At 32.2% G+C, this 19,405-nt stretch carries 15 protein-coding genes; 1 reads left to right on the top strand and 14 read right to left on the bottom strand.

The features are described 5' to 3' along the window. Window positions 1-63 precede the first annotated feature (63 nt). Together ltrA and LGK97_RS15370 are read right to left on the bottom strand one after the other, a co-directional pair. Window positions 64-930, bottom strand: a complete 867-nt coding sequence (gene ltrA, locus LGK97_RS15375) for a group II intron reverse transcriptase/maturase (RefSeq protein WP_413228444.1) — start codon at window positions 928-930, stop codon at window positions 64-66. Window positions 931-1,420: 490 nt separating this feature from the next. Further along, on the bottom strand, window positions 1,421-2,860 hold the full coding sequence (locus tag LGK97_RS15370; protein WP_226260630.1) for an NAD(P)/FAD-dependent oxidoreductase: 1,440 nt from the start codon (window positions 2,858-2,860) through the stop codon (window positions 1,421-1,423). Between the two features lie 243 nt (window positions 2,861-3,103). Between LGK97_RS15370 and LGK97_RS15365 the strand changes: the two genes are divergently transcribed. Next, window positions 3,104-4,129 (top strand): DUF346 domain-containing protein, encoded by a 1,026-nt coding sequence (locus LGK97_RS15365; RefSeq protein ID WP_226260629.1) that lies wholly within the window; start codon window positions 3,104-3,106, stop codon window positions 4,127-4,129. 99 nt (window positions 4,130-4,228) lie between these two features. On the opposite strand, the gene LGK97_RS15360 is transcribed toward LGK97_RS15365, so the two are convergent. The 12 genes from LGK97_RS15360 to LGK97_RS15305 all read right to left on the bottom strand — a co-directional run bounded on the left by LGK97_RS15360 (window position 4,229) and on the right by LGK97_RS15305 (window position 19,361). Beyond that, window positions 4,229-5,071, bottom strand: a complete 843-nt coding sequence (locus LGK97_RS15360) for a class I SAM-dependent methyltransferase (protein WP_226260628.1) — start codon at window positions 5,069-5,071, stop codon at window positions 4,229-4,231. Between the two features lie 74 nt (window positions 5,072-5,145). Then, the gene (locus tag LGK97_RS15355) at window positions 5,146-5,811 is read right to left on the bottom strand and encodes a YczE/YyaS/YitT family protein (RefSeq protein WP_226260627.1); all 666 of its coding nucleotides are present in this window, start codon (window positions 5,809-5,811) and stop codon (window positions 5,146-5,148) included. Beyond that, window positions 5,811-7,181, bottom strand: coding sequence for an MATE family efflux transporter (locus LGK97_RS15350; RefSeq protein ID WP_226260626.1), 1,371 nt, complete (start codon window positions 7,179-7,181; stop codon window positions 5,811-5,813). Before LGK97_RS15350 ends, LGK97_RS15355 begins: the two co-directional genes overlap by 1 nt. A 254-nt stretch (window positions 7,182-7,435) precedes the next feature. Next, window positions 7,436-9,397, bottom strand: a complete 1,962-nt coding sequence (locus tag LGK97_RS15345) for a sensor histidine kinase (protein ID WP_226260625.1) — start codon at window positions 9,395-9,397, stop codon at window positions 7,436-7,438. Beyond that, the gene (locus tag LGK97_RS15340; RefSeq protein ID WP_226260624.1) at window positions 9,375-10,076 is read right to left on the bottom strand and encodes a response regulator transcription factor; all 702 of its coding nucleotides are present in this window, start codon (window positions 10,074-10,076) and stop codon (window positions 9,375-9,377) included. The genes LGK97_RS15345 and LGK97_RS15340 overlap by 23 nt, the downstream gene beginning before the upstream one ends. A gap of 49 nt (window positions 10,077-10,125) precedes the next feature. Then, window positions 10,126-10,749, bottom strand: coding sequence for a hypothetical protein (locus LGK97_RS15335; RefSeq protein ID WP_226260623.1), 624 nt, complete (start codon window positions 10,747-10,749; stop codon window positions 10,126-10,128). A gap of 141 nt (window positions 10,750-10,890) precedes the next feature. Continuing rightward, on the bottom strand, window positions 10,891-11,424 hold the full coding sequence (locus tag LGK97_RS15330) for an HD domain-containing protein (RefSeq protein WP_226260622.1): 534 nt from the start codon (window positions 11,422-11,424) through the stop codon (window positions 10,891-10,893). Between the two features lie 270 nt (window positions 11,425-11,694). Continuing rightward, window positions 11,695-13,047: a D-serine ammonia-lyase gene (locus LGK97_RS15325; RefSeq protein WP_226260621.1), complete on the bottom strand. Its 1,353-nt coding sequence runs from the start codon at window positions 13,045-13,047 to the stop codon at window positions 11,695-11,697. A 155-nt stretch (window positions 13,048-13,202) separates the two neighbouring features. Further along, window positions 13,203-13,595, bottom strand: coding sequence for a bacteriohemerythrin (locus LGK97_RS15320; RefSeq protein ID WP_226260620.1), 393 nt, complete (start codon window positions 13,593-13,595; stop codon window positions 13,203-13,205). Between the two features lie 147 nt (window positions 13,596-13,742). Then, window positions 13,743-15,017: a serine--tRNA ligase gene (serS, locus tag LGK97_RS15315; RefSeq protein ID WP_226260619.1), complete on the bottom strand. Its 1,275-nt coding sequence runs from the start codon at window positions 15,015-15,017 to the stop codon at window positions 13,743-13,745. A gap of 355 nt (window positions 15,018-15,372) precedes the next feature. Beyond that, complete coding sequence (locus LGK97_RS15310; RefSeq protein ID WP_226260618.1) at window positions 15,373-18,306, bottom strand: ABC transporter substrate binding protein; 2,934 nt, start codon at window positions 18,304-18,306, stop codon at window positions 15,373-15,375. Window positions 18,307-18,512: 206 nt separating this feature from the next. Further along, complete coding sequence (locus LGK97_RS15305; RefSeq protein ID WP_226260617.1) at window positions 18,513-19,361, bottom strand: bifunctional 5,10-methylenetetrahydrofolate dehydrogenase/5,10-methenyltetrahydrofolate cyclohydrolase; 849 nt, start codon at window positions 19,359-19,361, stop codon at window positions 18,513-18,515. Window positions 19,362-19,405: the final 44 nt, after the last annotated feature.

Genomic DNA, 19,405 nt, shown 5'->3' with positions numbered 1-19,405 from the left:
AAATCTCCACCTGCATGGCGATTTCGGAGGGCCTTCCTCCATCATCTGTATAGCACAGCTATATTAAGCCACTCTTACGAGTTGCTTACCACGCTTTCGTGGCGCACAGTCGTCGGCATACCTACAGAAATGCAGTCCCCGATTCTCCAATTCTTTATCCAATTCATTTAACATGATGTTACTAAGCAATGGCGAAAGATTGCCACCTTGCGGTACGCCTTTTTGAGAAGTATTGAAGATACCTTTTTCAATTACTCCAGCTTGTAGATATTTCCTTATGAGAGCTATTACCCTAACATCTTTTACTTCCCTATAAACCAATCCTATTAATTTGTCATGATTTACTGTATCGAAGTATTTCTCTAAATCAATATCCACTGCCCACTTGTAACCTTTATCCATGTATTCTTTGCATTTCAAAATTGCTTGGTGTGCGCTTCTATTCGGTCTAAATCCATAACTATTGTCTGAAAATTTCTCTTCAAATATTGGACTTAAGACTTGAGCGATAGCTTGTTGTATTACCCGGTCTACAGCTGTTGGTATTCCTAGTGGTCGTTTCTTTCCATCAGGCTTAGGTATTTCTACTCGCCTTACTGGGTTAGGTTTATACTTACCTTCCAATAGTGATTGCCGAAGGCTGGCGCCATTTTCTTTTAGGTACCGTAGAAGTTCATCTACCTTCATACCATCAATTCCATGACTGCCTTTATTGGCTTTAACTTTCTTAAATGCTTGATTTAAGTTGTTTCTGTCAATAATCCTTTCAAACAGTCCATTGGTGTATTTATTTTTGGCGTTCTGTTGTTTTTCTAACGTCAATGAAATGCTCGGCGCTCCTACATACTCTTCGAGTTCCACTCTATCCTTTTGTAGGTAACCTTCATTATGAAGTTGTCTGCTGTTATAACATTTCTTTGTGTTGTTCAAAATTTCAAAACCTCCTATCGTTCAGTCCTTCACCGAAGGTTCATGACCCCTCTGCTACTATGACCTCTGCTGACTTCTTAGATTTCAGCTTTACATCACTGTAAAGGTTGTTATTTCAAAATTCATTTCTATAACATATACCTAAGATCTCCCCAGGTAAGAACGCAATCTTTCACTCCATCTATCTGCTACATTTACACCGCCTGTTTCGAATAGTTTAGGGCTTCGTTTTGTATTGCAAACTTACCCACAGACATATGCCTTATATGTAGTTTCTGTTCGTCAGACCAGAGTTTTGCCGCCGACTTCCTTCAGATTCCACGTCACCATGGACACCCTTGTCTTAAGCTATGCACTTGGCACTATCAACCTGTGCTAGGGACTTTCACCCATTAGATTGCGCCCATGCTGGGCGCACTAAAAATAAAAAAAGTGGTTTTCACCACTTTTTTTATTTTAATTAAATTGTTAAATATCTATTTACTTATTATTAAAGTTTCCTAATTCCGCTTATTTCCACTTTGGTTGGCGCTTTAGAAACACCATCACCTCTTACCGTCACTTTATCTTCCATAATATTTAACTCTCTTGAAATTATATGTTTTACCCTGGCTTCACAGAAGTTCCCTTGACAAACACCCATTCCCGCTCTGGTTCGTCTTTTAATAGCATCTGTAGAATTAATAGGTATGTTTCTATGAATAGCATCTACAATCTCTGACTCTGTAACCTGTTCGCACCTGCATATTATATTTTTAGCTGGATTTTCATCATTTACTTTACCATGAAAATTATTATCCTTCCTCACCATTATAGCTTTTCTGCATGGATTAAAGTTTTCCTTCTCAACAAGCTTCAATCCCGATTTATTAAGTATATCTATTACCATTGTAGCTATTGCTGGGGATGCTGTAAGCCCTGGAGAATCTATGCCTGCAACGTTTATAAACCCTTTAACTACGCTTTCTTCAATGATAAAATCTCCTGAGATTGTTGTTGGCCTTATTCCAGAAAAGGTAGTTAATGCTTTTTTAATATCAAAGGCTGGTATTGATCTCCTAGCTGTCTTAACCACATATTTCAAAGAATCGGTAGTAGTTGCTACATCATCCTTGTGGCTAACTTCTTCAGCATTTGGCCCTATCATAAAATTGCCATGATATGTTGTGGTAACTAATATTCCCTTCCCTTTTTCTGTAGGCACTTGGAAGATAACCGTATTCACAAGATGTCCTTGATCTTTTCCCATAAGAATATATTGGCCTTTTTTTGGTATTATCTTAAAATCATTAATCCCTACCATATTGGCCACTTTGTCACTGTAACGTCCAGCTGCATTTATAATATATCTTCCTTCAACCTTATCTTTATTTGTATGCAAAATAAACTTGGTTTCTTCTTCATCTATAGATATTACTTCATTCAAAAGTTTAAGCTCGACACCATTTTCTATAGCATTTTCTACTAATGCAATGTTAAATTCATAAGGTGATGTTACCCCTACATTTTTAACGTAAAGTGCTACCATTACCTCACTATTTAAGTATGGCTCTATTTCTTTTAACTTCTCTCCTTTTATCATTTCTAAATCATCGCATCCGATTTTTAAACCATTTTTATAAAGCTCAATAATTTTCTTCTCATCTTCCTCTTCAAATCCAATGACTAAGGCTCCTGTCTTCCTATATCCAAAATTTAATTTATCATCAAGCTCTTCATACATCTTATTCCCTTTCCCGCACAATTGGCCTTTTAATGTTCCATATTTAGCAGCATATCCCCCATGAACAATACCACTGTTAGCTTTTGATGCTCCAGTTGCAACATCACATTCTTTTTCCAAAACACATATTTTTAAATCATATCTTGAAAGTTCCCTTGCTATAGCTGCTCCAACTACACCTGCTCCTATAATAATTACATCATACATAAACTATCCCCCTAACCCCATAATTTTATCATTTATAATTACTTGTTTTCCTCAATTACGTTACTATTATTATACTATACTATATTGTAATTTATTTGCTTAATCGTAGTTTTCATGCGACAAATCTTTATATTACAATTTGAATATTGTTCATTTCCTAAGTTTTTGTAACACTTTTTTTTATTAGGAATATTATATATTGATGAAGTTTTATTTACGCAACAGAATACAAGGAGGTTTTCAATGTATAATCCATTTTCTTATCCCCCTTATGCCAATGATTGTGCCGATTGTTCACAACAACCCTATTGTCCATTATTTAATGAACAAATGAGAAGTTTTGACAACTTTTATGATTATGATAAATTTAATGAAGCTGACTTATTTTATGAAGAAAGTTACTTTGATTACACTAGGTCGCCAGAACCTATGGGAAACATATTAGCTCCTCCATCCCGTGACAGATGGAGCGCTTGGGAAAATCTTGGTGGTGTTTTAACTACTGCTCCTACAGTTTCTTCTTGGGCGCCTAACAGACTTGATACCTTTGTTGTAGGTACAGATAGAGCCTTATATCATAAATGGTGGAATGGTTCTCGATGGAGCGAATGGGAGAACCTTCATGGAATACTAACCTCTGCACCTACGGCTGTTTCTTGGGGAAACAATAGAATTGATGTATTTGGTCGTGGTACAGACAACGCAATGTGGCATATTTTTTGGGATGGCTCTCGCTGGAGTGCTTGGGAAAGCCTCGGTGGAAACTTAACCTCTGCTCCTGCTGTTTCTTCATGGGCACCTAACAGGCTTGATACTTTTGTACGTGGCACTGATAATGCCCTTTGGCATAAATGGTGGAATGGCTCTAGATGGAGTGATTGGGAAAGCCTAGGTGGAAGACTAACCTCTCCTCCAACTGCCGTTTCATGGGGAAATAACAGGATTGACGTATTCGCTTTGGGCAATGGCAATTCTCTACTACATTTATGGTGGAATGGTTCTAGGTGGAGTCCATGGCAGAACATGGGCATAAGGTTAGGCTCCGTACCAGCAGTTTCTTCTAGAGGAACCAACAGGCTTGAACTTTTTTCAAGAGGAACAAATAATCAATTAGTAACCATGTCTTGGAATGGTTCACGCTGGAGTCCTTTGCGAAGTCTTGGTGGAAATATAACATTAAATCCAGCGGCTGTATCATGGGGTCCAAACAGAACAGATGTATTTGCTAGGGGTAGAGGTAATTCAATGTGGCACATTTGGAGGACTTAGCTCATATTTATACGTGTATATATACTAATTAAAAAAATCCCTATCTTAAGTTATTAAATAACTTAAGATAGGGATTTTATGTGTTGTATTCCATATTCACTACTTGCCACTTGCCACGTGGGTGGCACTTTTAGCTACAATAGTAAACGTCTTAGGAATACCTTTATCAAAGATATCAGATGATAAATTAGGTTCCTCTTCTAGGCTTTTAATTATAAACCCACTACTAGCAATACTAGTAACAACTTCCCCCAAATTCCATAAACGTAGCAACACCTTTTGTGCACTATCATTGTCGCTTGAATATTTTGAGTAAGACACTTCTTTTTCTTTTAATGTGGCGTCAAAATAGTCTCCCGTTACTTTGTGTTTACGCACCTTAGAAGTTGACCCCCTTGAAGTAATAAGTTTAGTAGAAACCGGATGAAAATCCCTAATAACAAATAATCCATCAGTTTTTAATAGTTTATATATTGTATCCATAAAAGGTTTTAAATCTGTAAAGTAATGCAGTATTCCCATTTCAGCAAATACAATATCAAAGTCGCCTGATAATTGTTCTTCTGTAAGCTTAAGCACATCAGATAATATATATTCTATTTTTACCCCTGCCTCTTCTGCTAGTTTCATAGCATACCGTTTATTTCCTTCTGAAAAATCAACTACTGTCACATCTGCACCTAATAAGGCTAGCGCTACAGCTTTAGTGCCATTGGATCCCATCAAATTCATTATTTTTTTCCCTTCAACATTTCCAAACTTACTATAAAGGGTTGAAATCATATTAGCTGGATCTTTACTGATCTTCTTAATTGCTTCACTTGGGTCTCCAAATCTATTTACCCATGCATCATAGGTTTCACTATTCCATGAGCATTGATTTTTATCAATACATATACCGTCTTCAATATCATAATTTTTCTCTTTGTTTAAGTTACTCATACTAGCTTTTCCTCCTATCTCATAAAAACAACCTACCTATAGCATGGAGCTATATGAAGGTTATTATAACATATTTATTCTTCAATCTGCGCATCTTTATCTCTAAATAACACCCTATATGTCATATCTAATGTTTCATGTTTGATCTTTGTTGGATCAAACTTTAACAGTTTAAAAGTTACCTGAACACAAAATCCTATTACAAATGCAGATATAATTGTCCCTATACCAATCATACCTCCTAGTTTCCAACCGACTAATGCTGCCAAAAGTTCAATTGTTCCTCGGCATACACCAACTGGGAGTCCCGTTTTTCGAGTAATTGCAACCATCAAACTGTCCCTTGGTCCAGCTCCAAATCCTGACCCAATGTAAAAATATGAAGCTAATGAAATTATAAACAATCCTATAATCATCATTAAAATTCCAATTAAGAAGTTATTTGTCGTCATAATTATATCTAATTTAAGAAGTACATCTAGAAACACACCGATAAGCAACATATTTAAAATTGTACCAATTCCAATTTTCTCTCCAAGCAGTACTGCTATTATTACAACAATTACACCGATTATAATTGAAGCATTTCCAATACTTATTCCTACAGTTTTTGAAATTCCAACATGAAAAATATCCCAAGGCGCATATCCTATATGAGCATTCATTGTAACAACAATTCCAAGTGCATATAAGAAAAGCCCACCGATTAATCGCAATAAACGAATATAAAACTGTTTCATTAAAAACTACCCCTTTCTATAAGTTTCTTTCCTTTTATTTCTGGATGCCTTAATAGTAATATGATAAACCAACTTGTAAGTATTAATCCTTTTATGATGCTGCTAATGCTTACGCTCCACCATACTCCATTAAGCCCTATAAACTTTGACAAGAAAAGAGCTCCTGGAATTCTCATAGCATTTAAAACAATTCCTACTATTGAAGGCGGAACAGTTCTTCCAAGACCATTAAATGCACCTGCTGTAGTTATTTCTATACACATAAAAAACTGCGAAACCCCAAGTATCCTTAAATACACTATTCCCTCCCTTATTACATCTTTCTCTTTAATAAAAACAGAAAAAATAGGTCCTGGCAAGAATATTAGAAGACAGGATGTCATTATACCAATAACCGCAATAACTCCTATTGCAGTAAAGTATCCCTTATATATTCTTTCCCACTTTTTCGCTCCAAAATTTTGTCCTACAAAGGCACTTAATGCAGTTTGAAAACCTCCAGCCGTCATCCAAGATATGGACTCTATTTGCGCTCCAACACTTTGTACTGCAATTGCAGTTGATCCCCATCTAGAAAGTATTCTTGCAATTATCATTCCTATAAAGGTAAACACTGCACTTTGAACTGCTACAGGCATTCCAAATTTAGAAATCTTCCTTATATGCTTCCAATCAGGTTTTTGCAGAAAATTTAGTTCATTAAAATAATCAGTTTTCTTTATAATAACAAATATATATGTTATTGTTACAACAAACTGAGCAAAAATTGTTGCCACAGCAGCTCCTGGGACTCCTAATTTAGGAAATGGCCCAACTCCTAATATTAAAAGCGGATCTAATATTATATTAACAATAAGTCCAACTACATTTATTCTAAAAGGTGTCTGACTATCCCCATGTCCATTGAATATTGCTGTAAAAATAGGAGGCATAAAGAAAAATACCATCCCCACTGAAACTATAGCAAGATAACTAGTTGCCATACTAACAATATCTTTACCCTGAATGTTAAAGAAACCTATGAGCTGTTTTCTAAAAATTAGCATTACAATCCCATACAACACTGCAAACACTAAGTTCATTTGTATTGAATGTCTAATATAGCTTTTAGTTTCTTTTATATCTTTTTTTCCTACAGACTGAGCTACTCCAACCTCTGCCCCTATTTTGGGAATTGTAATAAATGCGAAGGCAAGCCATGTGTAAAAGCCCACTGCTCCTACTGCAGTCACTGCCCTAGAACCTAATGCTCCAACCCATATCATATCTGTTAAACTATAAGCAGTTTGTATCAATGATGTTCCCATAATAGGCAATGCCAAAATTATAAGCTTTTTTAAAATGCTTCCTTTTGTCAAATCCACTTTCATTATCTAATCCCCCAACTTTCTTTTCTTTTGTATCATAGGCACACTAGTATTTATTTCGACGTCTACGTAATGTTTTCCTTTAAATCTTCATCTTCAATTGTATAACATTAACGGCTTTAAGATGTCATTAAAACTTATATATATCACAATAAATTGCCCCGAGATGTTATTCTCAGAGCAATCTTAATTGTATCTATATTTTAAATTAACTTTTAATCATCTCTTATACCTTTTGGATTTTAAAAGTTTCTCTGCTAATAATACAATTCAATTATAACCTTAAACATGTCTCCATCAAAATCAATGTACATCTTTCCGTCATGAAGTTCTACTATACTCTTAGCTATTGCAAGGCCCAGACCATTTCCATCAATATTAGAATTTCTGGATTTATCACCTCTAGTGAATCTTTCAAATATTTCTTCTTTGTGAAAATCTAATGCCGTTGAAGATGTATTTTTAAAGGATATTTTAATTCCTTTTTTAATCTTTCTTATCGGCAAAACTTCCTCAATTTCTATAAAAACTCTTGTATTATTTAATGAATACTTTAATGCATTATTTATCAGGTTTTCAAAGACTCTAGACATGTTTTTGCCATCTAAATTCAGTTCAATTTTTGTAGTATATGGCTTAAAAATAAAGATTAGATTCTTATCACTATAAATTTCAGAGTCTGAATACTCCGCTATAGCCTGAGATGCGAGTTCTATTAAATCAACATTCTCCATATTCAATTCAACTTTGCCACTGTTAATTTTTGATATTTCAAATAAGTCTTCTATAAGACTTTTAAGTTTCAACCCTTTTCTATTAAGGATATTTAGGTATTTTATTTTTTCTTCCTCTGAAATATTTTCTCTTAACAATATATCCGTATAATTAATTATTGAAGTTAGAGGAGTTTTTAAATCATGTGATACATTAGCTACTAATTCACTTTTTAATTTTTCATTTTTTATTTGATCTTCTATAGATACTTTAAAGCCTTTATTTAACTTATTTATGTTATAAGCTAGCCTAGAAAGTGAGTTATCTCCTTTTTCTTCTATAAAGTGATCTAAATCACCACTGGTTATTTTCTCAATTCCATCAGTTATTTCATCTATATACTTTGAAAACTTAAAAATTCTAGGAAATATAGCTATTAAATAAAACAATATCCATAGAATAAACATAATTATTAATTCATGAGTTAAGCTGGAACTACTTATTAGAACTATGAACATCAATAGTACTGATAATGTAAATAGAAAAAAAACAGTTAACTTAAAAAGTGTACTTCTATTTCCTAACCATCTATCTATATTTTGTACTATTTTCACTACAAAACTTTCCTTCATCCCGCGTATAATTCTTTCTTTACTAAGGAAATATAAGGCTAGAATCATAATCATAATTAAAACTAAATATATAAGAATTGAAATTTTATATTTTACCAAGTTACTTTTTACACTAACAATACCTTCATTACTAGACTTTATTATATTTTGTTGATTTAATTTTTCATTTTCAAGGATATTCCTTATAATAACCTCATCTTCCCCTAAATACTTATAATCCTTTGGAAACCAATAGGCCTCAACAAAATTATTAGGATTTTCAACTTCATAGCCTTCTTGATATTTATATGCTGGAGCAGTTTGAGAAGTGTAAGTTATGTTATACCACTTTCCTATGTTTGATACATACTTAAATAGTTCCCCACTCTCTTTAGAAAAGAGTTTAAGATTATCTTTTATAAACTTAATATTATTAATATCATTAGTTAGAAATGTATTTTTGCTTTTATCAATAACTATAAATTTCACTATATTGTTATAGTCAACTTGTTTTTTTAAAGTTTTATTACCTGCGCTTACTTTATTCAATTCCTCCTGTGTTTTTTCTGATAAAAGCTTTAAAAAATTTGTATTATCATATAAATAAGAGTTACCAGTGGTTGCACATTTACTTAACCATAAATCGTACGTAATCCAATTAGTATCATTATCATTCTTCTCAGATTTATTTACTTCTTCTAGTCTCTCCTTAGATTCTGATATTCTTAATTCAAGGTTACTCATTTGATTATTGCTAATACGTAGGTTTTGTAAGTTACTTATTATTGCAAAAGAAACAATAACAATTAATATAAATATTATAAGCACACTTTTTTCTAATACTTCCCATAACTTATTATAACTTAATATTTTACTTTTCAATTTTGTAGCCAACTCCCCATACCACCCTAATATATCTAGGCTCCTTAGTATTAATTTCTATCTTTTTCCTTAATCTTCTTATATGCACTGAGACTGTATTCTCAGTTTTAAAGGCAGGCTCATCCCAAACTCTTTCATAAATCTCTTGTGAGGAAAATACCCTGCCACGACTTTTAGCTAAAAGTAGTAATATTTTATACTCTATAGGTGTTAGTTTAACTTCGCTCCCCTCCAAAGTAACCACATGACTATCTTTGTTTATTATTAATTCACCTATAACTGTGTCGCCATCATTTACTGTTTTTGTAAAATTGCCTAAATCCACATAACGTCTAAGCTGTGATTTCACCCTTGCAACTAGCTCTAAAGGATTAAAAGGTTTTGTTATATAATCGTCGGCACCTATATTCAATCCTATAATTTTATCACTGTCTTCCCCCTTAGCAGATAACATTATAATGGGGATATTCTTTTTTTCTCGTATTTTAATACAAGTTCTTACACCATCCAGCCTAGGCATCATAATATCTAATATTATGACATGAACTTCATTATTTTCTAAAACCTGTAAAGCATCCAACCCATCAGCTACCTTTATTATATTTATATTTTCGATACTCCTTAAGTATATTTCAATAGCATCTCTAATTTCTATTTCATCATCTACTACAAGTACATTATAGCTATTCACATGAGCACCCCCTTCTAACCTTCCCCGCTCCTTTATATATGAAACCTTTCTATTTGTACATAAAAAAGCTAAAAGGTTCCTTTGTATTGCCATTAACATTTTCAACTTGTGCTATGTTTCTTAGGTGATATAAATTCCCCTTGTACTCATTTGCTTGATTATCACAAATATATGCATAATCATATACTCCTTGATCTTTCCACCCCATAAATATAAACGTATGAGTGGGGGCACCCATAGCTGTTAATCTTTCATCCGTAGTAAAACAAATATTACCTGGCTTTAACTTCTTATAGTTTTTTTCTTTTTCAAAGCCTTCTTTTTTCATTATTTCTAATAGTTGAGTTGTGTTACATACACTATCATCTATTTTTTCACCATTCATTCTTAAAACCTCAGCTAAAAAGTAAACACAAGTGTTAATAGGTTTCCCATTATTAAGAACTACTGCTCTATCAAAAGCTTTTATTCTATTATCTTTTTTACTCATGGAATAATATAATTTCCTTTCTAGATCACTACTATTAACTTTATCATTCGAATTGAAATTTAGTTCAACATACAATAGTGGTACAAAAAACAATAAGGCAGAAGCTATTAATATGTACTTAATGCTACTTATTCTTGGCTTTCTTCTTCCTCTTTTAACTCTTTTCCCTGCATTAATTTCCATGTGAATTCCCCCTCTTTATAAAAAGCTTGTACTTTTATTATAAAGTGAAGATATTACGAAAGTCTTATTAAAAAATGACGATTTCCGTACAATAATGGTACCAGATACCAAATATATAGTACCTTGTACCATTAAAATTACTTACTTAAAAACTTCATGCACTAAGTTTTTGAACTCTTGATATTCATTATATTCACAAAGGTAACTAAGGCTATCTACAAGACCGACATAATACCATTTGTGCTCATTCTTATCTTTAACATTAAATACTTCCCAAAGTTCATCGCCAATTCTTTGTAAATCTCTATGAATAGCTCTCATGTTAGAAAGTTTATCACCCAAAGCCACAATACCTACCTCTTCACTCTTTTCTTCTTTCAAAGATTTAAGAGTATGTGCTTTTCTATGTTTCCAACTCCTAGATTTATCTTCACTTTCAGAAAGAACTATATTAGCAATTCTATCATTGAACTCACTTTTTACCATATCTATTGTTACCTTTGTGTCTTCAACTACATCATGAAGTATTGCTGCGCAAATTAAATCTTCATCACAAGTTATTTGTGAAACAATTATACCAGCTTCTAATGGATGTAAAATATAAGGTGTATTTGAACCTTTTCTAAATTGATTTGCATGGGCATTTGTTGCAAAAATTATTGCTTTATTTATCATATATTATTGCTCCTTTTTTGTTTTTTCTTTGTTCTATCTATTAATCTCAGCTATTTTTAACGACATTTCAGAATGAAAGTCTCCTACTTCTACAAGTGGGAGTCTAAATCTCCTTCTGAAGCCGTTAATATTGCAGCACCGCAGGTGATGATTTAACTTTATTATACCACTAATAAAAGCTCCAAGATATTACTCTCGGAGCTACATTAACAACATTTCAGAAGTAAGTTTCCTACTTCTATAAGTGTTAGTTATCTACTATAATAAAATTTAAACTTTAGATAAACCATTCTCGTAATAACTTTCCATAATATTTTTTGGAACTAAATTACCTCCTGTAGCCCATACTATGTGAGTTGAATTATTCATTTTGTCAGATAAATTATGCTTTTGTATATATTTTTTTCCTTCTTCCATATTTATGAGAATTGGCCCCAAGAATCCTGCACAAGCAGAAGGTTCTAGATATATACTTTCTGTATCAGCTAAATTACTTAAAAATTCATATAATCTATTATCATCTATAGAAAATATGCCACTTAACAGCTTTTCAAAAGTCTTACCTACAAATCCCGAAGCTCTACCTACTGCCAATCCATCCGCAATTGTTTTATTATCTATACCAAAATCCTGCACACAAACATTATCATGTTTTTCTGTATACATTCCCAGGAGCATACAAGGCGAATGAGTTGGCTCTGCGAAGAAACAATGAACATTATCTTTATATAATAACTTTAGCCCATAGGCAACTCCACCTGGCCCTCCGCCAACTCCACATGGTAGATATACAAATAGTGGATGCTGACTATCTACTTTTATCTTCATCTCACTTAATTGTTTCTCCAACCTTTTAGCAGCTACGGCGTATCCTAAGAAAAGATCTTTAGAGTTTTCGTCATCAACAAAATGGCTTTTGGGGTTTTCATCAGATAACCTCCTACCCTCTTGAACTGCTTTACTATAGTCTGACTCATATTCTACTACTTCTACTCCTTTACTTCTAAGGAGTTCCTTTTTCCATTTTTGAGCATTAGATGACATATGAACAATTACTTTAAATCCGATTTTTGAGCTCATTATGCCAATGCTAAGTCCAAGATTCCCGGTAGACCCAACTTGCACAGTATATTGATTAAAGAACTTTCTATATTTATCATCTGCTAATAGAGAATAATTATCATGGATAGTTATCAAATTGTTAGCTAAAGCCAGGTCTTCGGTGTGTTTTAATACTTCATATATGCCACCCCTTGCTTTAATGGAACCTGCAATTGCTAGATGACTATCTTTTTTAAGTAAAAGTGATCCTTGAATATCAATATCATATAATTGATTTAACTTTTTCTTCATTGTGGGTATCTTAACTAAAGGCGATTCAATAATTCCATTTGTACTTTCTGTTTCTGGAAAATGCCTCATAATAAAAGGTGCAAATCGATTGAGTCTATGCTGTGCCTCTTTTACATCATCCTCACCTATGGTTAAGTCATTTTCTGCTATTTCAAAGGTGGTGTATTTAGAATTTATCCAAAACTGTTCTTTCAGCATAATAATCTCTTCTAGCAAAGGGTACTTTAATATCCATTCCTCCATGGAATATCCTAAAATAACTTTACTCATTAATCATCATCCTTTCATTATATATCTCCATTAATATCCATTCATTTAAATTACAAAACTGTATGCTTAATATAATTCAACACATATTTAGTATTCCCTTTAATTCACTGTGAAAGAGTAAAAACTCCGAGATATTATTCTCAGAGTCTTTAATTTTATTTTTCAACTATTAAGAAATCTTTCTCTAATATATGGTTAGTCAACCAACGATTTAAAAAAGTTAATATTCCCATTATAGCTTCATCTTGATTTTGATCAACTTTAGCTAAATTAATCTCATCTAATTTTTTAATAAAATTTGCATGGTCCATCTTTTGAGTAAATAATCTTTTATAATTTATGCTTTCCATATAGTCTTCTTCATTTTTAAAATGATAAGCTGTATAATCTCTTAACTCTTGGATTAACTCTACTATCCTGTCATATTTATCTGTTGCATATGTATCTTTTAATAATTGATAAGTTTGCTCACCTATTTCAAAAAGTTTTTCATGTTCCTTATCAATATTAGAAATACCTATCTTATATTCTTCTTTCATTTCAAACATATACATATCCCCCTTATTTATGTTGCAAATCCTCATACGAGTAAATTATCAGTGACATTCTTTGTTTACCGATAATGCTTATACATAAATAATACCATATTAAAATTATAAAATAAACATATTTCAAATTAACCCATAGATGAAGGATTATAATCTTTCTTTACCCATCCATTTTCTTAATACTTCTGGAATCATAATACTTCCATCTTCCTGCTGCATTTGTTCTACAATTGCAGGGAGTAATCTACTTGTAGCTAGTCCAGAGGCATTTAACGTGTGAACGTACTCCGTATTTTTACTATCATTTCTTTTAAACCTAATCATTCCTCGTCTTGCCTGATAATCTCTGGCATTTGAAGCTGAACTTACTTCCTTATACTCATTCATGCTAGGAATCCATATTTCAATATCATAAGTTTTCGCCATAGATGCACTACAATCCTTTGCTGCCAGTTTTGTTACCCTATAATGAAGCCCGAGCCCTTGAACTAGTTTTTCTGCCTTACTTAAAAGTTCTTCAAAGGCATCATCTGAATCTTCTGGCTTCGCATATTGAAACATTTCTACCTTATTAAATTGATGTCCCCGAATCATGCCTCTTTCAGATGCTCTATAGCTTCCTGCCTCCACTCTGTAACAAGGAGTATATGAAAAGTACTTCTTTGGCAATTCTTCTTCTTTAAGAATTTCATCCCTATGCAAGTTTATTAATGCTGTTTCAGATGTTGGAAGTAAAAACTGACTATTTTCTTTATCCTTCTTATCAGTTACATTAAAAACTTCATCCTCAAATTTAGGAAATTGTCCTGCTGTTAACCCACATTGGTAGTTTAATATATGGGGTGGAAGAATAAATTCATACCCATCTTTTATGTGTTCTTCTATAAAGTAATTAAGAAGAGCCCATTCAAGCATAGCGCCATCACCTCTATAAATCCAAAAACCATTCCCAGAAAGCTTTACTCCTCTTTCATAATCTACTAGATTGTGCGTTGTTACAAGCTCAACATGATCCTTAGGAACAAATTTGAAATCAGGTTTTTTGCCCCATTCTCTTACAACTTTATTATTTTCTTTTCCACCAGCTAACACATCATTATCAGGTAAATTAGGTAAGCCTTCTAAAAAAATATTTATTTTTTTTTCAAGTGGTGTCAAACTATCTTCAAGAATCTTTATATTATTTGAAACTTCTTTCATTTCTAAATATAAACTCTCAATGTTTTCTCCTTTTCTTTTAAGTTCTGGTATCTCTTTAGACACTTTATTCTTTCTACCTTTCAATATGTCAATATCGATTATTAACTTTCTTCTTTCTGCGTCCCATTCAAGAAGCTCAGTAAAATCAATATGGTCCATGCGCTTAGAGAGTGCCTCTTTAACCTTATCAGTATCTTTTCTAATTAAATTTAAATCTAACATAATACAATACCTCCCATTTCTTAATGTTAACAGTTTCATAGAACTGCCTTTAAAATATCTTTTAAAATAAAAAAACTCTCGTCTCTATACTTATATAGAGACGAAAGTTAAACTCCCGCGTTGCCACTCATTTTGTCATACATAAATTAGCATGACCACTTTATTGTGCGATAAAGGGCACTACCTTTCAATTAAATGGTATTGTTATGAAAGTGGAAGGATTATATTGCACGCTGATTTTCACCAATCATCAGCTCTCTTGAGTGCTTTAATAATCTTAATTCTCATAATTGTTACAATATTTTTTTAACTCATAATCTTATTCTTAATAGGATAACATTTTATTCATCTGAAATCAAGCTTTTTCTTTAAAACTTTTTTTGTATTCTATAGCATTTGGTTCTGTCATAGGTCTACTGAAAATATAGCCTTGTATTTTATCACAACCTTGAGTAGTAAGTACCAACTTCTGTTCTTCCGTCTCTACTCCCTCAGCTACAACCAATATTCCCATCCTATGTGCAAGCAAAATAATAATATCAACAAAGTTTTTATCAGCATTCTTATTTGCTATATCATCTACAAAGGATTTATCTATTTTCAGTGTATCTATAGGCAATTGATTCAAATAATTTAAGGATGAATAACCTGTTCCAAAATCATCCATAGCAATGCTTAGGCCAAAGTCCCTTAGCTTATTAAGTTTTTCAATATTCACGTCAAAGGATTCCATTAATGCAGATTCTGTAATTTCAATTTCAATAAGCTTTGGTAAAACTCCACTTTTACTTATAATATCTTTTACCTTGTCAACAAATTCATATTGCATAAGTTCAATTGGCGAAATATTTACTGAAATAACATATTGATCTTCCTCATTAATATTGATCTTTTTACAAAACTCACAAGCTTCTTGTAATACCCATCTACCCAAGTGAACAATTGTTCCATTTTCTTCTGCTAGTTTTATGAATTTATCTGGCGACACAAAGCCATGCTTTGGACTTATCCATCTTATTAATGCTTCATAACCAGATAGTCTACCAGTTAAAACATCAATCTGAGGTTGATAGTATAACACAAATTCATTATTTTCCAGAGCTTTTCTTATACCTCTTTGTAATAGTATTTTATCTCTTATGCTATCGTTCATAGAGTGCTCAAAAAACTTATAACAATTCTTTCCTGCTTCCTTTGCCTTATGTAATGCTGTATCAGCATTCTTAAAAAGTTCTTCTACTGTAACTCCATCTTTGGGAAATTCAACAATCCCCATACTGATGGTTATGTAAAGTTCATTTAAGTCAATTACAAACTTTTCTTCAAATACTTTTAAAATTCTTGTAATATATTCACTTATTTCTTTACTATTTTTTAGTTCCTCAATAATAATAACGTATTCGTCGCCACTAAATTTAGATACAAATACTTTATTATTTTGCTCAAAGGCGTTTTTAAGTCTATCGCTTATATAAATAAGTGCTTTGTCACCTGTTTCATGGCCAAAAAAATCATTTATCAGACTAAAATTGTCCAGACCAATAAAAATAGTTGCCCCATAAAAAGATTTTTCTTCGCAATTAAGTGTTATGGACTTAAGTTTTTTATTTAAATAAGTTCTATTGGGAAGTCCTGTCAATATATCATGATATGCTAGCTTTTCAATTTTAATCTGTTGAAGCCTTCCATCTGTTATATCTGTATGCGAGCCTGCAATCCGCTCAATTACACCCTTGTCATTACGTAACACTATGCACTTTTCTATAAAATAGCTATATTCACCAGCGCTTGTTTTAATTCTATATTCACAGGAGTACTTATCTTTTGATGTCCCTTTAATTGATATTTGATAGTTTGAAAATACTTGTTTATCTTCAGGATGTATTCGTGCTACCCATTCTTTTATATTGAAAATATTGATTTCTGAAAGCCCATATTTGTTATACCAACTTTTAGTAAACACCCTTACATTTGCTTTTAAATCAATATCCCATGTCCCACCTGTACTTGCTTCGCAGATTAATCTGTAACTTTCCTTAACATGAATTAATGCTGTGTCTTGAATTTGTATCTCATCAAATTGTGCCCTTAATTCCTCTGAGGTTGCTTCTAACTCCTCATAAGTGGAACCTAGTGTCATGTTTGCCTCCACTAAATCTATTTCAGCCTTTTTCCTAAATTTTATATTTATTAATAAGTATGAAATAAAAATAACCATGATAATAAAAATAACGGAAATAGACCATATATAATTTTTATAGCTTTGATAAAAAGATTCCTTTTTATTTAGTATTAAACTATCAATTGGAAGTAATTTTTTATCAATATTAAATTTCCTAAGTTGCTGATTGTCAAATATAAATTTATTAGGACTCTTCTCTATTATTGGTATATCTGATATTTTAGTTCCTGAAAGTATCCTTTTTACCATTCCAGCAGCAATTTTTCCTTGTTCTAAATGACTAACTACCTTTCCACCTAAAAGACCACTACCTATGCCATGAAGATATAGGTCGAATAACGGCTCTTTACAATTTACCTGCACAAGGCTAACCCCCGATTCGAAATCAATTGGATCTCCATATAAATCTCGAAAAGCAGCAATAAAAATTACAATAGTATCCTTATCTATATTTTTTAACTGAGTTTTAAAATCTTCCGTTGTCATTTGGCCTAAATTTATATCTGAAAATTTAAGATTACTAAAATGTTTTTGCTCATCATAAAAACTTCTTACATCTTGAACACCAGTTTCTGTAGTATCGCTAATAGCAACAACTTTTGTAGCATTAGGTTTTATTTTCATAGCAACTTTTAAAGTATCTTCAACGGAAACAGCTTCTGCTAATCCAGTAACCCAAGGATTACCTTTTGCTTTTATTGCTTTTTCAATATCATTAATGCCAAAAAATACAATTGGAGTATCTTTGAATAACTCAATTTGATGTTTTAGAGCGAAATCATAGGCATTATCGTCACCTACAATAATTGCATCGTATTTATCTGGATTTTTCTCCATTTTATATTTTATTAAATTATAAAAATTATTAATATTTTCATCATTAAAAAACCTTTTACTGTCCATAAATTCTAAATCAACAATATACTTTTCCTTTGTTAAAATAGAATTAATTCCATCAATTTGTTGAAAAAAAACCGGAAATGAAGAATTATAGGAACTAATAAACAATATTCTGTTTTTAGGTTCCATGGCGTCAACCCTATTAAACGGAAAACTATTAAAGGTTAGAAACATTACAAAAAAGAAAGCTCCTATTATTCTCTTCATATTAAACCTCTTTTCTTATATCATTACTAATATTATAACATCATTGTAATACAATACCAATCCATATTTTCTGAAAATTCAAAAGTAAAAGGTATCACGTACTTGTCGATATATGTTTAAACATTCGACAGGTAAATGATACCTTGTTTTAGTTTTAAATATCCCCTAGCGCCTTATCAAGGAGTACTGCTGGGTAATTAGATAAATTAAGCATTGTTTTTACACGCTTCTACAACATGTTTTAATAATAAATTAGTTGTAACACTTCCAACTCCACCTGGTACAGGCGTAATTGCAGCAACACTTTCTTTTACTAATTCAAAATTAACATCTCCACAAATTTTTCCTTCTCCAGCATCATTAATACTTACATCAATCACTATTGAATCTTTGTTGAAATAGCTAGCATCTAACATATTTGCCCTTCCAATTGCGGTTACAACAATATCAGCCTTTGAAGTTATCTCTGCTAAATTCTTGCTTTTCGAGTGACAAATCGTTACCGTTGCATTTTCTGCTAAAAGCATCATGCTTAGCGGTTTACCAACTACCATGCTTCTGTTTATAACAGCAACATTTTTACCTTCTAAATTGTAACCATAAAACTTTAATATTTCCATTACAGCCTCTGGAGTACATGGCATAACCCCATCCATCTTACCTTCAAAAAGCTTCTCTAAATTCACAGGATTCATACAATCACAATCTTTATCTACGCTAATAAGTTCATTAATTACTTTAGCATTCAAATGCTTTGGAAAAGGTCTAAAAGTTAAAATACCGCTTATAGCCTTGTCTTTATTTATATCCTCTACTATATGAGTAAACTCATCCATTTCAATGCATGAATCCAGCGTAAATAATTTAGTTTCAATACCCATAGTAGAACATCTTTTTAAAATGCTGTTTTCGTAGGAGACATCGTCTGTTCGATTACCAACGCGAACCACTGCTAATGTAGGTGTTATGCCTTTTTCATTAAGCTTTTCAATGTCTTTTATTAAAGTGTCTTTTATTGCATCTGCAACTGGCTTTCCTTTTAAGATTATTGCCATATTTGTACCTCCGATTATCATTTATTCTACGCTTATAAATATTT

The sequence above is a fragment of the Clostridium sp. CS001 genome (assembly GCF_020443565.1).
In the GTDB taxonomy this organism is placed as follows: Bacteria; Bacillota; Clostridia; order Clostridiales; family Clostridiaceae; genus Clostridium_AD.
The sequence above is the reverse complement of the archived record's forward strand: the minus strand, read 5'-3'. Positions and strand labels throughout refer to the sequence as shown.